This is a genomic window from Kamptonema formosum PCC 10802 (assembly GCF_000332335.1).
Lineage (GTDB): Bacteria > Cyanobacteriota > Cyanobacteriia > Cyanobacteriales > Oscillatoriaceae > Oscillatoria.
In genome coordinates, this window is record NZ_KB235949.1 from 376733 (window position 1) to 394049 (window position 17317).

Genomic DNA, 17317 nt, shown 5'->3' on the forward strand with positions numbered 1-17317 from the left:
CAAGGGGTAGATATTACGGGAGCTGACTTTACGGATGCAATTCTCGACCGGTACGAAATCGCCCAGCTGTGCAAACGTGCTGATGGGGTGAATCCAGTCACGGGAGTTTCAACGCGAGAGAGTCTGGGGTGCCGGTGAATATCTGCCCAGTCGTGTAGATAGAATTTAAAAGGCACAAATTATAGCAGTATGCACTTAGGTTAGTACATGGGCATCATCGCATTGGGCATTGGGCATTCCTGGTAGGGGCGGGTTTACTAACATCTGGTATAGCAGTATGCACTTAGTTTATAACATTAGACCTTCAGGGGGGGCGTCCCGCCTGCCCTACGTCTATATAGCAGTAAGCATTTAGGAAACCTACATTCCCGCCTCCCTTGGCTGTAGGGGCGGGTTTACCCAAAATGTCTCTACGAAGTTCAGATGTGGGTGAACCCGCCCCTACAAACATTTTCAAGTCAGAGCCTCCTGAGGCGCGGTCCCCGGCTCCGCCTGGGAACGAGGGATAAAGGGAGCGAAGTGCCGCCGGCTCACCCGATTCTAGAGCCGATAGCTAAACCGGCTCACGAGAATGACTCAATTTTGCGAGCGCTTCTTCGGCGCGGCGGCGCACAGAAAAATCCTCATCCGCCAGCAGCTTCTGCAGCCCTTGCCGCACCGGCTCTGTAGCCTGACCCAACTTGACTAGCGCCTCGGCAGCATTCAAACGCACTCCTGAATTGCTATCCGCCAGCAGCTTCTGCAGCCCAAGCACCACCGGCTCAGTGGCGCTGCCCAACTCGCCCAACAGCTGTGCGGCGCTCGAACGCACCCGAGCATTGCTGTCTGCCAGCAGCCCCAACAGCCCTTGCCGCACCGGCTCTGTAGCCTGACTCAACTTAACCAGCGCCTGGGCAGCATTCAAACGCACCCAAGAATTGCTGTCCGCCAGCAGCCCCTGCAGCGCTCCCAGCACCGGCTCTGTAGCCTGACCCAACTTAACCAGCGCCTCTGCAGCATTCAAGCGCACCCAAGAATTGCTGTCCGCCAGCAGCCCCTGCAGCGCTCCCAGCACCGGCTCAGTGGCGCTGCCCAGCTTGAGCAACGCTTGCGCGGCGCTCCAGCGCACCTGAGAATCCTCATCCGTGAGGGCACTGACCAGAGCGCTCGCCGCCAATTGGGCGTGTGACCCCATCTTAGCGATTTCTTCAGCAGCGCGCCGCCGGTCTTCTACCTCTGGAACAGACAGCTCCGAAATCAAACGCTGAATGTGGCGTTTCTCCGGTGCTGGTTTTAGGGCGTCCAAATCTAGCCCAGCCAGGTTTCCCAGTTCCTCAGCCACGAAATCGGGCACTTTTTTTGAGCCGTGGGTGAGGCAGCAGTCTCTCACCGCCAGCAAGAACCCTTTAATTTCCTCCAGAAAGCCCGATTTGCTCTCAGCTTCTGCCAGAAAATTGCGCCACTTTTGCCTGCTGTCTTTGCAGTCCTCTACCAGATATAGCCCCGCCAGATACTCAGCCAGCGTATCGGTGGTAAAACGAATAGAACCGCTGTCAAATTGGGTGCGGATCAAGCCAAGGTCTTTTTCCAGGTATGTCAGGAACTTCTCAGCTTCCCCCTCTCCTCCCCGCAACGCAGCTAGAGCAGCGATTGCCTCCTGCCGGTCAGCGGTTTCTGGCTGAAAGTTCTGCTGGAGGCATTTCCAAGCAACGACTTTTAAACCCTGCTCTGCGCTTGCAGTGTCGGGAGCGCCATATCGGGCATTCTGATTCAGCTTGTTTGTATAGCTGATCACCAAATCCGGCACATTCGCCGGCAAGTTGTCTGTCCGCCGCCCCGCCGCCGCAATCATGAGTTCCAGATAGAGCTTGGCAAACAAAAGGGTGACATCTCGATCGTCCGGAACGATTTGCGACAGTCGCTTAAAATCTTCGATATACTGAATATCGTCCCGAAACAGGCTGCGTTTCCCTCGCCGTGTGAGGTAAGCGTCCATAAACACTAAGAGCGAGCCGCTAGAAACCGGCTGGGGCTTGAGGGTTGTTGGACTCACGTCTTTCCCCAGGATGCCCTCAACGCGGGAAGTCACCGCCAGAGCACTCACCGGCAAGTTTCGGTCTTTCAGCGCTATCGCTTGGCGAGTCGTCTCGCTCATCTCTGAGAGCCGGTCTGCAATCACCAGAATCCGCCGGTGCTTCAAAAGCTGCTTCACCAGTTCCTCAGAAACCGGCTTCTCCTCATCCCTGAGATGTTTCAATTCCCTGGCTATCGCCTCCAATAACGGCGATTTGCCCTGCGCCGGCTTCTCCAGTTCTTCCTCAATTAAAACCGGTATCATCAGGTGCGCGCCGAGCCGGTCGGCTTTATTCTCTGCCATTGCCCACTGAGCGATTTGACAGGCAAGGCTCGTCTTGCCGGCTCCCCCTTCCCCGCAAATCAGCAAGCGAATTTCTTGTGCGGTAAAAGCCTCTTGCAAGTCTTTTGCGGTGAGGCTTTGAAGCTCTTTGCCATCCATATAAACCGGCATGGCAATATGAATCTGGCGCTCCTTTACCGTCTGCTTTATCTCAAATTGCTTCCGGGCGCTGTCAATCCGCTCAGCCACCCAAGCATCCAGCACGCGGGGGCGGTACTTGAGGAAAAGCAAAGCAGGAATGGGTAGGGTAATCTCTGTTGGAATCAGTCCGGGTATTTTAGGTATTTTCAATCCGGAAGGTAGCTCCAGCAGCCAGAGGGGACGGAACCGCAGAGAGCCCTGGTAGGAAGCCGCACCCATCGCTACAGCGAGTGTTGCGATTAACCGCCAATCCGGCTGTTTATTCTGTTTGTGAGATGTCTTTTTCGCAGCGGCGGGTTGAGTCGGTTGCGCTTTGGGGGGTAATGCCGGTTTGGCTTTAGCGGTGGGAGTCGGTTGCGGTTTGGGGGGGTGAGCCGGTTTGGCTGTAGCGGTGGGACTCGGTTGCGGTTTGGGGGTGTGGGGTTTAGCCGGTGGGCTTTTCGCAGCGGGGGGTTGAGTCGGTTGCGCCGTCGGAGATTCCGCCGCTTGAGCGTATTCGGGACTGCTGTGCCGCACTGTGGCAGCCCGCACCCAGCTCTGACTTGACACCGCCAGGGGAAGAGAAACCCCCAAAAGGGCAAGTTTGAGCAATGTTAAGAAACGCCGTTTAGAGGGCTTGGCCATCATCTGAGAGTGAGGGGAGAGGGAATCTCGACTGCCCCACAGCAGGATGTTTTTTAGCATACAATTTGTATTTTGTCAATCGGTTTTGTGGGAAATCTGGGCGGACGGGGTATTGACAGGGGTGCCGGTGGCAGAAGGGATGGACGCCGGCGCTGGCGGACCTGCGCTTCAGCTGTCCCGACAAATGCCGGTATTTGTAAGGTGCACCCACTTGCCAAGCGGGAATTGCGAATATGGTAGCTCGGGGCATTGCTCTTTGCAATAGTCTGTGCGTCCGAATTGCTTAATGGGCAGCTTCTGATTTTCTAGGAATGCCGGGGATAGCGGGTCGTTCTTGATTTATGATCGGGACTTACGCCACTTAATGTGGTGTGAGGTGGGTTACGCTATCGCGTTCCCCACCCTACAGATTACTAGGAATGCCGGGGATAGAGGTTGGTTCTTGATTTGTGATTTATTTGAAAACAAAAAAAATTTCCCAACTCAAGAATGGCCACCTAGAGCCCACCGGCACTCTATCCCGGCGCTTATATCTTTAGGCAGAAGGCACGCTAGAGCTTGCAGTGCTAGGGTTGAGACGTGAGAAACATTAGCGACAGACAGTCAAGGACTCTAAACCATGAATATTCTGGCTTGGATTATTTTAGGGTTGCTGGCCGGTGCCATTGCTAAAGCCATCTATCCGGGCTATCAAGGGGGCGGCATTCTTTCCACAATGGTGCTGGGCATTATCGGGGCGTTCTTGGGCGGAACCCTGATGACTTTGCTGCAAACAGGAAGTCTGCAGCTGACGGCGACTGCGTTTAGCCTTCCCGGTCTTTTTGTCGCTGTCATCGGCTCACTGATTGCCATCTGGCTGTGGCACATGTACAACCGCCGAGCCTATCACTAAACTGAGGCTGTGACTTGTGGGACAGGCTTCGAGCCTGTCACCGCAAGATTTCCTAATGGTAGGGGAATGGAGTTTACGACATGAGCAATGGGTGCCGGTGGCGTGTCCATTCCTGAGGTGTCCATTGCTGTATAACCCGTCTCCCAGTTTGGGAGAAGCCTTCCCGCGCACGGAACCGTCTGATAATATAGCAGCAGTCATATTGGTTAGGACGTAGGACAGGCGAGACGCCTGTCCCAGAGACCTTGAGGGCAGGCGAGACGCCTGCCCTACGTCTATACGTCATATCCCAGTGTCCTAATCTAACTGGCTACTGCTATATCTGCAGAAAAACCTAATCCTATCGGCTGCATGAGCATGTTGAGCGGCTGCATTGCCACGTGCCCTACGGATATAAGGCGTAGGACAGGCGTCTCGCCTGTCCTTTGTGTCCTAATCTAAGTGGCTGCTGCTATACCTTTCTTATTGGGGGGAAGTGCCGGCTGAAAGGATCGGGGAAGGGAGGGAAGTGGTGCCGGTGAACCCGATTGTAAAGCGGATAGCTAAACCGGCTCAGAAGGAGGATGGCCCAATTTTGCCAGCGCTTCTGCGGCGGTGCGGCGCACAGAAGAATCCTGATCATCTGTGAGCAGCTTCTGCAGCCCAAGCAGCACCGGCTCTGTGGCGTTGCCTAACTTGCCCAACGCTCGTGCGGCGCTAAAACGCAGCACAGAATCGCTATGTGCCAGCAGCCCCAGCAGTGCTTGCAGCACCGGCTCTGTGGCGTTGCCTAACTTGCCCAACGCTTCTGCGGCGTTCCAACGCACCACAAAATCGCTATCTGCTAGCAGCCCCAGCAGCCCTTGCAGCACCGGCTCTGTGGCCTTGCCTAACTTGCCCAAGGCTTCTGCGGCGCTCGAACGCACCCCAGAATCCTCATCCGTGAGGGCTTTGACAAGATCGCTCGCCGCAAAGAAGGCTTCTGAACCCATCCAGCCTATTTCTTGAGCAGCCCGCTGCCGGTCTTCTGCCTCTGGAACAGAGAGCTCGGAGATCAGGCGCTGAATGCGGCGTTTGAGCTGTGCTTGTTTTAGGGCTTCCAAATCTAGCCCAGCTAATTTTCCCAGTTCCTCAGCCACGAAATCGGGCACTTTTTTGGAGCCTTTGGTGAGACAGCAGTCTCTCACCGCCAGCAAGAACCCTTTAATGTCGTCCGGACAGTTTGGTTTGCTCTCAGCTTCTGCCAGAAAATTGCGCCACTTTTGCGCGTCATCTTTGCAGTCCTCTACCAGACACAGCCCAGCCAGATACTCTGCCAGCGGGTCAAGGGTAAAACGAATATACCGGGCGTCAATTTGGGTGCGGAGTAAGGCAAGATTTTTTTCCAGGTACTTCAGGAGCTGTTTAGCTTCCTCCTCTCCTCCCCGCAAGGCAGCTAGAGCAGCGATTGCCTCCTGGCGGTCAGCGGTTTCTGGCTTAAAGGTCTGCTGGAGGCATTTCCAGGCAACGACTTTTAAAGCCTGCTGTACGGTTGCGTCGTCGTAAGCCTTATCTCGGAGATTCTGATTGAGTTCGTTTATATAGCTTAGCATCAAATCCGGCACATTCGCCGGCAAGTCGTCTGTCCGCCGCCCCTCCGCCGCCGCAATCATTAGTTCCAGATAGAGCTTGGCAAACAAAAGGGTGACATCTCGCCGATCCGTGACGATTTGCGACAGTCGCTTGAAATCCTCGATATACTGGAAATCATCCGGAAAGAGGCTGCGTTTCCCTCGCTGTTTGAGGTAATCGTCCATAAACTGTAAGAGCGAGCCGCTAGAAACCCGCTGGGGCTTGAGGGTTGTTTGATTCACGTCTTTCCCCAGGATGTCTTCAACGCGGGAGGTGACCGCCAGAGCATTCACCGGCAACTTTGGGTCTTTGAGCGCAATCGCGGCGCGAGTCGTCTCGCTCATCTCTGAGAGGTGGTCTGCAATCACCAGAACCCGCCGCTGTTTCAAAAGCTGCTTGACCAGTTCCTCAGAAACAGCCTCCTCCTCATCCCTGAGATTTTTCAATTGCACGGCTATCGCCTCCAAAAACGGCGATTTGCCCTCCGCCGGCTCCGACAGTTCTTCCTCAATCAAAACGGGTATCATCAGGTGCGCCCGCAGCCGGTCTTCTTCTTTCTCTGCCATTGCCCATTGAGCGATCTGACAGGCAAGACTCGTCTTCCCCGCTCCCCCTTCCCCGCAAATCAGCAAGCGAATCTCTTCTCCGGCAAAAGTCTTTTGCAAGTCGTTTACTGTCAGCTCTTTAAGCACCTTCCCATTCAGCTCAACCGGCATGGGAATATGAATCTTGCGCTCCTCTACCGTCTTCTTTATCTGAAATTCCTTCCGGGCGCTGTCAATGCGCTCAGCCACCCAAGCCTCCAGCACGCGGGGGCGGTACTTGAGAAAAAGCAAAACAGAAATTGGGATAGGGATTTCTGCTAGAATCATTGGGGGGATTCTAGGGATTTTCAATTCTGAAGGTAGCCGCAGCAGCCAGAGGGGACGAAACCGGAGAACTCCCAAGTAGACAACCGCACCTACAGCGACTGTTGCGATTAACAGCCAATTCGGCTGTTTCTGTTTATCTGTCTTTTTGGCATCGGGGGGTTGAGCCGGTGGCGGTGTCACCGGCAGACTCGGTTGCGCAACAGGAGAGGGAGTCGGTTGCGGTTTGGGGGGTAATGCCGGTTGGGTTGCAGCGGAGGGACTCGGTTTGGAGGTTGGGGGTTTTGCCGGTGGGCTTTTCGCAGCGGGGGGTTGAGCCGGTTGCGGTGTTGGCAACGCCTGCACTTGAGCGTATTCGGGACTGTTATGCCGCACAGTGGCAGCCCGCACCCAGCTCTGACTTGACACCGCCAGGGGAAGAGAAACCCCCAAGAGAGCAAGTTTAAGCAATGTTAAGAAAGTCTGTTTAAACGGCTTGGCCATAATGTGAGACTCAGGTGAGAGGGAATCGCGACCGCCCCAGGGCGGCATTTTTTTATTATACTTTTTAGCATAGAATTTGTGTTTTGTCAATCGGTTTTGTGGGAAAGTCGGGCGGGGGCGATTGACAGGGGTGCCGGTGGCAGAAGGGATGGACACCGGCGAGCCGCGCACCGGCGCTTCAGCTGTCCCCAGAAATGCCGGTATTTGTAAGGTGCACGCCTTTGCCTAGCGGGAATTCCGAATCTCGTAGATCGCAGGATTGAGCTTTGCAAGAGGGAACGCTGTGGGGTCGCGGATTTTCTCCGAATGCGGGCTGGAGCGTTTATAATTGATTTGTGAATTTTTTTAACCGCCGCAGTTTATAAAAAAAGGGGTGGGTTACGCTATTGCTAAACCACCCTACAGGTAGAGGCTTTGGCGAAGTCCGCAAGGCAAGGGTTTTTGAAGTCCCGCTCTTCTCTTAGTCCTTGTCATGCGGACTTCGTTTGTATAGCCGCGAATTCCATTCGCAGGGTAGCTCACAGTTGACACCCGTGGGGCGCGTTTGACCCGCCCCTACAGTTTATCGCACAGCCGGTTATTGTTGCCGGCTGAACCGAGCTAAGAGTTCTTGGCGGTTGAGCAGCATGATGAGTTGGGTGCGTTCCAGAGGTTCGAGCTGTATCAAAGGCTCAATAATTTGAGACAATTCCTCATCGAGAGCCCCAAATTTGACCTGAAGCATGCTCTCAACCATCAGGCGCTGACCTTGCTGGACGCCCTGCTGTAGGCCCTGCTGGATTCCTTCCTGGACACCGGCTCGCGTGGCATCTTCCAGCCTTTGCAAATAAAGAGGTGACAGTTCCATAATTAACTCCCGGTCTTCTTGCTCTAAGTCTTGACGGACTTCTAAAATCGTTCGCAGGTTATACAGCAATTCTAGCGCATTTCCCCGAAACGGGTTATCTTTTGGAAGGGCTTTCAGCTCGGCAATGGCCTGTTTTTGAACGTTTCCCTTACCTAAAACCCTCACCCACAGGGTTTCTGGGGTGCGCGGCAGTTGGTGAATGGCGACAATTGCTGTTTTGAGGGAGGAGGCGAGAAAATAAACCCCGCTCATCCAGTTATCTGGGGCTGGTATAGCGCCAAAGCTTTCTAAGATGGAGGCGGAAACGGTAGGAGAGAGTATCCAGAGCTGCGGCAAGTCTGCCTCGGCAATTCGGCCACTCTCCCGGTTGCGCTCTAATTCGGCATAAAACTGGAAAAGTTTGCTCATGCAGCTGCGAACGTGCGCCGGCGTAACTGCATTGCGAAAAGGCTCAAAGACTGCCGGTGTTGCCGCAAATTTTCCCAGCAAGCCCAGGGTTTCCGCCACGGCTGCCGGCTGTTGGGATGAGGGGGCAAACCAAACATCGATTTGCCGGACTTCTCCCGCCATATCCCGGCTGGTTTCTACTTGTCCCATAGGGCTTAATAGCTCTTTGAGATATTGCTTTGCGAATTGGTCATGGACGAATCTTGTCATTCAAGTTGGGATGTAACTTTTGGCTGGTATATTAATTATACATGACTGAGCGTCTTGTGAAGTTGCTGAACCAAATCTTGAAGGCTACATCGGAGCTGTCCAAACAATCGTTTTTAATGTAAAATACACAGCGTAAATCTACAATTAAAAGAACTAGAATCGCTTTTGGGTGAGGCCGGTGCCTTCGAGCGTGCCGGCTCAATGGTTCCCACTGAGAGCCTCTGGCAGAGTTGCTGGCGCAGTCCGGTACGGGGTGCCGGCAGACAGCTGGAAACGACAAAAGGGGAGCTGCGCCGGTTGCTGTGAAAAATTACTCACTGACAGCAGAACAAACATGTGCGGGAGATGCCAGCCAGTGGCGCGGAAACGGAACAGTCCGGAAAACAATGCCTGCATAATATTAAGTTTTGTAAAAATTTGCATAAATCGTGCAATTGCGTCTGACAGGTAAACAGAAACGCAACCCGTTGAAAGCGGAGTCTCAGATTTTAACCCGGGCAAGTTAGGGATCTCCACTCATCTATTTAGCTCAATTCCTGGCGCAAATCCTTGTGCTTGCTTATGTCACGCCATCGTTCTGAATCCGACACCGGCAGGAGCAATTCGCCCGCCAGCGGCGCTCTCGTCGCTTCATCTCGCAGTCAGCGCCAGTTGCTGACCCCATTTCAGCGCAAACAGCTGCAAAAAAGCCTGCAAGACGATTTGCCAGAGAAATACCGGCAGCGCATCGAAATTATGCTGATGGCAGATGAGGGTAAATCGCAAACCCAAATCTGCAAAGCGCTGGGGTGCTCTCAGGGGACAGCGCGGCACTGGATTTTCATGGCGGGAGCCGGCATGGCTCACTGCTGGAATGACACCCCGATTGGCCGGCCCAAAACGGTGAGTGAAGAATACCTGCAGCGGCTGAAACAGCTGGTTTGCCAGAGTCCGAGGGAGTTTGGCTACGCATTTCGCCGGTGGACGGCGCAATGGCTGGGCAAGCATTTGGCGAAAGAGTTTGGCATTGAACTGAGCGATCGCCACATCAGCCGGCTGCTGAAAAACTCAGGGCTGTCTACCCGATCGCAACCCGCCCCAGCGGACGGGACTGCGCCGCAGACCGGCACCCGCCTGGTGATTGGCGACTTGACCGCCGCTGATGCGCCAGAACTGGCAGGGCTGTGGCCGTTCAATTCTATCCGCTGAGGTTGGATTTATGGCTGAAATATCTGCACCCTTTGGGAGAACTGCTGGCATCACAGTCGGCTGCTGGAAGTCTCGATCGCTTCAATCTTCATCCAGATTTTTGGGCGGGTTACGCCTCTTTTTTAGCCGCTAATTTTAGCCTTTTCAGCCAGAGGTAAAATCCTCTCTATCTCAAGTTACTAGAAACGATGTGCCATGAGCCCAAATAGAACATCTAAGATGCCACTGGGCCTCATACATTGAACTCACACAAACCGCTTCCGGCGCGCGCAGATGAGGGAAGTGACGCCGGCAGACCGCTGCTGGCGGACGTTGGGGACTCCGATCGCGGGCGCTCTAATACGCGGGAGAAATCCTCACCCTCTCCCCCGACCCTCTGTAAAGTTATGTAAATATTAGCGTAATCCCTGGGTTTGGGACTGACAAGTGAGTAGAGGTTTGCAAGGTTAATTAAGGCTAAAGTGAAGTTTACAGAAGTCTTGAATGGGTCAGGGGAAATTTTATTGAAGCGAGAAGTTTGTCCTTAACTGACCTAATTACTACAGGTGGAAAGAAACGAGGTGAGTTATGCAATTCATCAACAGGACTCCGCAAGATTACCGGAAAATTGAAAGCAAGAGGGGAGGACTATTGGGTCTGGTGCGCCGGTGGATTGAAGGGATTGAGATTCGTGACGCCAAGGTGGCGCAACGAGTGTGCGAGCTAATCCCTGCTTCTTGCCCCTTTGCGCGAGATATTCGGTTCTTCGGGCGCACCCTGCACATCCCGCCACTGTGTAAATTGAATCCGCTCTACGATCAGTTGATGGAATTGCGTTTTCAGGCTTTGACTTTTCTGGCGGAGAAAGGCGAGGAATGTATGGTTGGAGCGTGACCGGCACCCGCTGGGAGCGCCGGCAGGCTGCTTCAGGGGAGGTGCTGGCGTGAGAAAAAAGAGGTCACTCATCTGATGAGTGACCATTGAAACTCCTTAAGTGCAGGTTTAAAAATGTTGCTAGCTCTAACTATTTCGCGAGAGGATATTTTTCATCAGCTCCAGATATCCTGCCAAATTCCTTCTGTCGTGGAAGGGATCGTGACTCGCAAGATTATCGCTGATGCAGCTGCAGGAGCCGGCATTCAAGTGGAGCCGGCAGAATTGCAACAGGCAGCGGACAAGCTCCGGTTAATGAGCCAACTGAGGACTATTTGGCAGCCAAAATTCCCTAAATTTTGTCTTTTTTCCTCTCTCGACCGCCTTCCCCAGCCATAAAAAATCAACCCGAGATGGAGCTCGGGCTGAAACAGAATCAGTCAAGGCTTAAGTTAAATTACCTGTCCGGAGTGGGGCCGGTCGATTTAACCGGCAGTGGGTGCCGCCACCTGACGCATTTTTTCAGAGGGATTGTAGATATCCGTAACAACTTGCGGGCAGCGCATGCAAGCCGCCTTGCCTTCTTGCTGCCACCACCGGCAGTGTGAGCGAATGGGACAGGGCGGCAGTTGCTCTGTGACCGCAAGCATCTGCTCTACAATTCGCTTTGCGAGACGGCAATCTTGGCCATCAAAATGCTGGCAACCTTTGCCGGCGCACGGTGCCGTAATCCGAAAAACTTCGGTTGGCGTAACTGGGCCGGACAGGGCTATCAGTTCATCAGTGACAGGCAAGGGCTGGTGCAGATAAGTTACGCGGGGTTCTTCCACCGTCCCAGTCACCACCCCGAATACAGCACTGTCCGCCAATTCTGGTCGGGCACTGGGGCAAAGTGGCCCAGTCTTGTTGGCAGTGACGTCTTCCATTAAACTATCCTCAACTTATGGAAGATAGATTAGATACTTCCTTGTCCACGGCGATAATCCCCATAATGATGGGAGGTTGTACAATAGGCGAGATAGAAGTTGCACCCCCACTGATAGCGTTTGCCTCCTCATCAGACAGCGCTGTCAAGGGATCTCCTGAATCTACAACTTTGGCTCGCCGCGCCGCAGCATTAGAAACGGCGCTGTCAATCAGGTTGGCAATTTCAAGGGAATTGCGAGATTTTCTTGATTTTTCGAACATTTTCAATTTCCTATTTTCTTGTAAGTGGGAGTGGGGGTAAGCTCCGGGCCATACCCTACCTATACAGTAACTAATAAAATTAAAATTGAACCTCTATCAAAAGGTTTATTTAGCCATAATTAACTCAATTTTGTCGCGCCATTTTGGTTTGTGTTAGGCCCGGGATAGCAAGTTTTTCATCAACATTTTTTTCTTTGGGCACTCTCTCTACCTGACAGACTTCCATCGGGTGGGAAATCCCCGGCTGCGCAGCCGCAAAGACTGGCGCGAGAAATCGACCTCTCACCTGTGCGACCTCGCCCCGCCTCAATGGTACAGTTCGGTTTGCCGGCAGCAATGCCTTTCCGCGAGCGCGCGCCAGATTGGCCAGCTGGTGTGCCGGCTCGCGGACGCCGGAGGACATGGCGAGCGTCGAGTCAGCCACAGCCCAGAGCGGGGACGGAGGGAGAAGGTGCGGCGTGCGCCACCCGGCAACTCGCGATATCACTTCCGGTTGCATCTGACTCGTTAAAATTGCAGGGGCCAATCCCTCAGTGCCGGCAAATATTTCCTGGCAAAAACTCCGGATAGCTTTCCCGAATGCCGGTAGAATTTATACAACTCTTTGAAGCAATTTTTGAATTGAAAAAAATCCGGATCGCTCCCCTTCATTCCGGTAGGATTCCAACAACCGCTGCACCTAATGGATTAGAGCGGTCACTTTGCTTTCCAGATAACCCTATTTGTATAGCGCGATTAAAATATGGTAGCGAGTTCAACTCAACTGTCTGATATTCAAGAACACTGGGCGCGACCATTCATAGAAGGCTTAGCAGCGCGGGGCATTGTCAGCGGGTTTCCGGATGGGACATTTCGGCCCAGCCAAGCCATGACCCGGGCTCAGTTTGCGGCCATCCTAATGAAAGCGTTTCAAAACCCTTCAAAACGCCCGTACACCTCCTTTGCAGATATTCCTGCTAAGCACTGGGCAGCAGCTGCGATAAAAAAGGCTTACGAAACTGAGTTTTTGTCGGGCTATCCCGATAAGCGCTTCCGCCCTGACGACAGTATCACAAGGGTGCAAGCCCTCGTTTCCCTCGTCAGCGGTCTTGGGATTCCCAGCAGCGCAGCTACGCTCAAAACCCTGCCAGAGCTCTATCAAGATGCCGGTGAAATTCCCAGCTACGCAACGGATAAAATCAAAATTGCCACCGGCGCTGGGATGGTGGTTAACTACCCCAATATAAAGTCGCTCAAACCCCTGAATGGGGCAACCCGTGGAGAGGTAGCGGCTTTTATCTATCAAGCCCTAGCCTATCTCAAACAAGTTCCTGCTATTAAATCTGACTACATCGTTGGTGCGACTCCCACACCCACTCCCACTCCCACTCCCACACCAACTCCCACACCGATTCCCACTCCCACACCAATTCCCACACCGGCACCGGCACCGGCACCGGCACCGATTCCCACACCGGCACCGGCACCGGCTCCCATACCAAAACCGGCACCAACTCCAACTCCAACTCCCACACCCACTCCCACTCCAACGCTGGCTAATATTAGTCACAAGCGGGAGTTCCGGGGCGTATGGGTGACACCAGTCATCGGTGATTGGCCATCCAAATCTGGACTTTCAGCTGACAAACAGAAAGCTGAACTCATCCAGATACTCGACCGGCTGCAAGCAATGAATTTCAATGCCATTGTCTTGCAAGTCCGCATCGAAGGAGACACCCTGTACCTCTCTCAACTGGAGCCTTGGAGCGCATTTCTCACCGGCACACAAGGTCTGGCACCTTCCCTCATTTACGACCCGCTGGAGTTTGCCATCGCAGAAAGCCACAAGCGCAATATTGAACTGCACGCTTGGTTCAATCTTTACCGCGCCAAAGTTTCGGCGAAGACGGTTCCTGTCAGCCCGCACATCGCAGTCACCAATCCGGAATATGTCTATCCCTACGGCAGCCAGATGTGGATGGACCCCGGAGCGAAAGTTGTTCAAGATCGGGCTTACGACGTGATTCTTGATGTCGTGCGCCGCTATGACGTAGATGGCATTCACATCTACGACTCGTTCTATCCCTATCCTATCAAGGATGTGCCTTTCCCCGACAGCCAAACCTACCAGGCGTATCAAGCCGGTGGCGGCAAACTGAGCCTGGAAGATTGGCGGCGGGACAATATTAATCAAATCATTCAGCGCCTAGCCACCGGCATTCGCGCTGCCAAGCAAAACGTCAAATTTGGCGTCAGTCCTTTTGGCACTTACCGCCCCGGAGAACCGGCAGGAATTCAAGGGCTAGATGCCTACAGCCAACTCTATGCCGACTCCAAAAAATGGCTGCAAGAAGGTTGGGTTGACTATTTAGCCCCGCAACTCTACTGGCGCACAGACCAAGCCGCCCAAAGCTATCCCGTGCTCCTGCAATGGTGGGCGAACAATAACCTCAAAGGCCGGCAGATTTATGCCGGTAATAATGTAAACCTGCTGGATGGGGTAGCCTGGAAGGTTGAGGAAATTTCCAAACAGGTTGAGATTACTCGCAGCCTCTCGGACAAGCTCGCTGTCGGGAATATCTTCTACAGCATGAAGGCTTTGAGTGAAAACCGTCAGGGCATTTCTGACACTGTAAAAGCCTCGATTTATCCCACACCGGCACTCGTTCCCACCATGCCGGCACTCGATGCTGTTCCGCCGGCTTCCCCAACAGGAGTCAGCGCAAACAGTGGGCAGATAACCTGGAATGCGGCTGCCGGTGGCGATGTTCGTTCCTGGACACTTTACAAGCAGACTGGCGATAGCTGGACGCTGTTGCGAGTGCTGCCGGTGGCGACCACTTCTGTCACCGTCGATCCGGGAACCTACGCCCTCTGCGCTGCTGACAGGATGGCGAACGAAAGTCCTGCCGTAACCGTCACCGTCAAATAGGTTTAGAAACCCGATGAGCGTAGGGGCGCGTCCCGTCCCCATTGGTGTCAACTTAAGCTGTTCCCAGTTCTGGGCGGTTGAAACCGCAGCTATACAAACAAAACCCGCCTGCGCGGGTTTTAAGATTCTTGCTCTTCTCTTAGTCCGCGAAGGCGGACTTCGTTTGTGTAGCCGCGATTTCCAATCGCCGGGAGCTTAAGTTGAGTCCAGTGCCCCCGTGCCCGCCCCCTTGCGGCTTTCTTCTGGCGATGATTTAGAAACCCGGTTTCTCCAAGAAACCGGGTTTCTGGCTTTGGTTTAGAAACCCGGTTTCTCCAAGAAACCGGGTTTCTGGCTTTGTTTCTGGCTTGATTTCTGGCTTTGTTTCTGGCTTTGTTTCTGGCTTTGGGGAAACCATCCGGATAGCTGCGGCTTCAGGGAGTAAATCTTATTTCAAAAGTGATAATCTCCCAACTTTCTTCCAGCCACTCATCTCCTTTCGCCCTCCTTTATATAGTTCAAGTAAAATATGGTAGCCACCTCTCCTCGCTTTTCTGATATAAAAAATAGTTGGGCGCGCCCGTTCATAGAAGGCTTAGCCCAGCGCGGCATTGTCAGCGGCTTTCCCGATGGGACTTTCCGGCCCAGCGAAGCCATGACCCGGGCTCAGTTTGCGGCCATGCTCCAGAAAGCCTTTCAGAAAGCTTCCAAGCGGAAGTATGCCGGCTTTGTCGATGTTCCTTCCAAGCACTGGGCAGTTGCAGCGATTCAAAAAGCTTACGAAAGTGAGTTTTTGTCCGGCTATCCCGACAAGCGCTTCCGCCCTGACGACAAAATCACAAAGGTGCAAGCCTTAGTTTCCCTAGTCAGTGGCTTAGATATTGCTTATAATAGCACATCTAACCTCAAAGCAGAACTGCCAAAGCTGTATGAAGATGCCGGTCAGATTCCTGGCTACGCAACAGACAAGGTAGCAGCAGCCACCGGCGCAAAAATGGTGGTTAACTACCCGCTCTTGAAATCCCTCAAACCGAATCAAATAGCAACCCGCGCCGATGTTGCCGCTTTTATCTATCAAGCATTAGTGTATGCCGGCAAGCTTCCCAGCATTCAATCCGGCTATATTGTGGTTCCCCCCGACGACGGGGCACAGCGGGTTAATGTTGGGCATGTGCGGGAGTTTCGGGGAGTGTGGGTGGCAACAGCTTGGAACCGGGACTGGCCATCAAAGCCAGGACTGCCGGTGGAGCAGCAAAAAGCTGAATTCATCCAGATTCTTGACGGCGTGCAAGCCATGAATTTCAATGCCATTGTCTTGCAAGTCCGCCCAGAAGGGGATGCGATTTATCCCTCTCAATTGGAGCCTTGGAGTCACTGGCTCACCGGCATCCAAGGTCTGGCACCTTGGCCCTTTTATGACCCGCTAGCCTTTGCGATTGAAGAAAGCCACAAGCGCAATATTGAGGTGCACGCTTGGTTCAACCCCTTCCGAGCCAAAACAACCTTAACCGGCTCCCAAACAGTTTCCCCTCACATGGCCGTAACCAATCCGGAATACGTTTACCAATATGGCAATGCCATGTGGATGGACCCGGGAGCAGCTGTCGTTCAGCAAAGAACTTACGACGTGATTCTCGATGTGGTGCGCCGCTATGATGTGGATGGCATTCAAATCGATGATTATTTCTATCCCTATCCCATAGCCGGCCAGTCTTTTAATGACAGTAAAACCTATGCAGCTTATCAGGCGGGTGGCGGCAAAATGAGCCTGGGCGACTGGCGGCGGGACAATATCAATCAAATGATTCAGCGCCTCGCCGCAGGGATTCACGCCGAAAAGCAGCACGTCAAATTTGGCATCAGTCCGTTTGGCATTTTCCGCCCCGGAGAGCCGGCTGGAATTCGGGGGTTGGACACTTACGAGGAACTGTATACCGATTCCAAGAAATGGCTGGTAGAGGGTTGGGTGGATTATTTCGCGCCGCAACTCTACTGGCGCATCGATCCGCCGGCGCAGAGCTATCCCGTGCTGCTCAAGTGGTGGCTTGAGCAGAACCCCAAGCGCAAGCACATTTATGTGGGGAACAATTTAAGTCTGCTGGACGGCAAAAGCTGGAAAGTTGAGGAAATTACCAAGCAGGTTGACATTTCTCGCGGCTACAAAAATCAGCTCTCTCTGGGGAATATTTTCTACAGTATAAAGGCTTTTAAGGACAACCGTGAAGGGGTTTATGACAATTTCAAAGATTCGACCTACGCCACACCGGCACTGGTGCCAACCATGCCGGAACTGGATGCGGCACCCCCCGCACCCCCAACAGGAGTCGCGGGGAAAAATGGGCAGATAAGTTGGAAACCGGCTGCCGGTGGGGATATTCGTTCGTGGACGCTTTACAAGCAGGATGGTGATAGCTGGAAGCTGCTGCGCGTGCTGCCGGTGGCGACAACTTCTGTCAGTGTTGAGCCGGGAACTTACGCCCTGTGCGCCGCTGACAGGATGGCGAATGAGAGTGAGGGAGTGGTGGTTGCAGTGAAATAAAAACACATTTATAGCGGTTTTCATCTGAGTAAGGTACTGAGAAACCCGGTTTCTTAAAGAAACCGGGTTTCTGGCATGTATAGCAGTTCTCTCGTTCCCAGGCTCTGCCTGGGAACGCAATTTGGAGGCTCTGCCTCCTTTCAACGAAAAAGCAGGTTAAAA

The 17317-nt window shown here is 53.4% G+C and carries 14 protein-coding genes and 1 pseudogene; 9 read left to right on the top strand and 6 right to left on the bottom strand.

Going from position 1 to position 17317, the window contains the following annotated elements:
- Positions 1 to 138, top strand: a pseudogene (locus OSC10802_RS51780) (pentapeptide repeat-containing protein); the annotation flags it as partial.
- A 415-nt stretch (positions 139 to 553) separates the two neighbouring features.
- Here OSC10802_RS51780 and OSC10802_RS45060 read toward each other — a convergent pair.
- Entirely contained in the window at positions 554 to 3220 is a 2667-nt protein-coding gene (locus tag OSC10802_RS45060) for a HEAT repeat domain-containing protein (RefSeq protein WP_017720877.1), read from the bottom strand.
- 559 nt (positions 3221 to 3779) lie between these two features.
- On the opposite strand from OSC10802_RS45060, the gene OSC10802_RS0132150 reads away from it, so the two are divergent.
- Positions 3780 to 4052, top strand: coding sequence for a GlsB/YeaQ/YmgE family stress response membrane protein (locus OSC10802_RS0132150; RefSeq protein ID WP_017720878.1), 273 nt, complete (start codon positions 3780 to 3782; stop codon positions 4050 to 4052).
- A gap of 542 nt (positions 4053 to 4594) precedes the next feature.
- Here OSC10802_RS0132150 and OSC10802_RS45065 read toward each other — a convergent pair.
- Positions 4595 to 7042, bottom strand: a complete 2448-nt coding sequence (locus OSC10802_RS45065) for a HEAT repeat domain-containing protein (protein ID WP_155968985.1) — start codon at positions 7040 to 7042, stop codon at positions 4595 to 4597.
- A gap of 28 nt (positions 7043 to 7070) precedes the next feature.
- Between OSC10802_RS45065 and OSC10802_RS51790 the strand changes: the two genes are divergently transcribed.
- The gene (locus OSC10802_RS51790) at positions 7071 to 7223 is read left to right on the top strand and encodes a hypothetical protein (protein ID WP_155968987.1); all 153 of its coding nucleotides are present in this window, start codon (positions 7071 to 7073) and stop codon (positions 7221 to 7223) included.
- A gap of 348 nt (positions 7224 to 7571) precedes the next feature.
- On the opposite strand, the gene OSC10802_RS0132160 is transcribed toward OSC10802_RS51790, so the two are convergent.
- Positions 7572 to 8498: a hypothetical protein gene (locus tag OSC10802_RS0132160; RefSeq protein ID WP_026099002.1), complete on the bottom strand. Its 927-nt coding sequence runs from the start codon at positions 8496 to 8498 to the stop codon at positions 7572 to 7574.
- Positions 8499 to 8663: 165 nt separating this feature from the next.
- Here OSC10802_RS0132160 and OSC10802_RS51795 point away from each other — a divergent pair, with 165 nt between their 5' ends.
- From OSC10802_RS51795 to OSC10802_RS0132180, 4 genes are all read left to right on the top strand, one after another.
- Positions 8664 to 8804, top strand: a complete 141-nt coding sequence (locus tag OSC10802_RS51795) for a hypothetical protein (RefSeq protein WP_155968989.1) — start codon at positions 8664 to 8666, stop codon at positions 8802 to 8804.
- A gap of 255 nt (positions 8805 to 9059) precedes the next feature.
- Positions 9060 to 9686, top strand: coding sequence for a helix-turn-helix domain-containing protein (locus OSC10802_RS42840; protein ID WP_017720882.1), 627 nt, complete (start codon positions 9060 to 9062; stop codon positions 9684 to 9686).
- A gap of 567 nt (positions 9687 to 10253) precedes the next feature.
- Complete coding sequence (locus tag OSC10802_RS0132175; RefSeq protein WP_017720883.1) at positions 10254 to 10559, top strand: Mo-dependent nitrogenase C-terminal domain-containing protein; 306 nt, start codon at positions 10254 to 10256, stop codon at positions 10557 to 10559.
- 114 nt (positions 10560 to 10673) lie between these two features.
- Positions 10674 to 10937, top strand: coding sequence for a hypothetical protein (locus OSC10802_RS0132180; RefSeq protein WP_017720884.1), 264 nt, complete (start codon positions 10674 to 10676; stop codon positions 10935 to 10937).
- 86 nt (positions 10938 to 11023) lie between these two features.
- On the opposite strand, the gene OSC10802_RS0132185 is transcribed toward OSC10802_RS0132180, so the two are convergent.
- From OSC10802_RS0132185 to OSC10802_RS0132195, 3 genes are all read right to left on the bottom strand, one after another.
- Positions 11024 to 11464, bottom strand: a complete 441-nt coding sequence (locus OSC10802_RS0132185; protein WP_017720885.1) for a hypothetical protein — start codon at positions 11462 to 11464, stop codon at positions 11024 to 11026.
- Positions 11465 to 11474: 10 nt separating this feature from the next.
- Positions 11475 to 11726: a hypothetical protein gene (locus tag OSC10802_RS0132190; protein WP_017720886.1), complete on the bottom strand. Its 252-nt coding sequence runs from the start codon at positions 11724 to 11726 to the stop codon at positions 11475 to 11477.
- 124 nt (positions 11727 to 11850) lie between these two features.
- Positions 11851 to 12225 carry a hypothetical protein gene (locus tag OSC10802_RS0132195; protein ID WP_017720887.1) on the bottom strand — a complete coding sequence of 125 codons (375 nt, stop codon included), beginning with the start codon at positions 12223 to 12225 and terminating at the stop codon, positions 11851 to 11853.
- A gap of 243 nt (positions 12226 to 12468) precedes the next feature.
- On the opposite strand from OSC10802_RS0132195, the gene OSC10802_RS0132205 reads away from it, so the two are divergent.
- Both OSC10802_RS0132205 and OSC10802_RS0132215 read left to right on the top strand, forming a co-directional pair.
- A complete protein-coding gene (locus tag OSC10802_RS0132205; protein ID WP_017720889.1) occupies positions 12469 to 14637 on the top strand; it encodes a glycoside hydrolase family 10-like protein in 2169 nt (722 codons plus the stop codon).
- 508 nt (positions 14638 to 15145) lie between these two features.
- On the top strand, positions 15146 to 17155 hold the full coding sequence (locus OSC10802_RS0132215; protein ID WP_017720891.1) for a glycoside hydrolase family 10-like protein: 2010 nt from the start codon (positions 15146 to 15148) through the stop codon (positions 17153 to 17155).
- Positions 17156 to 17317: the final 162 nt, after the last annotated feature.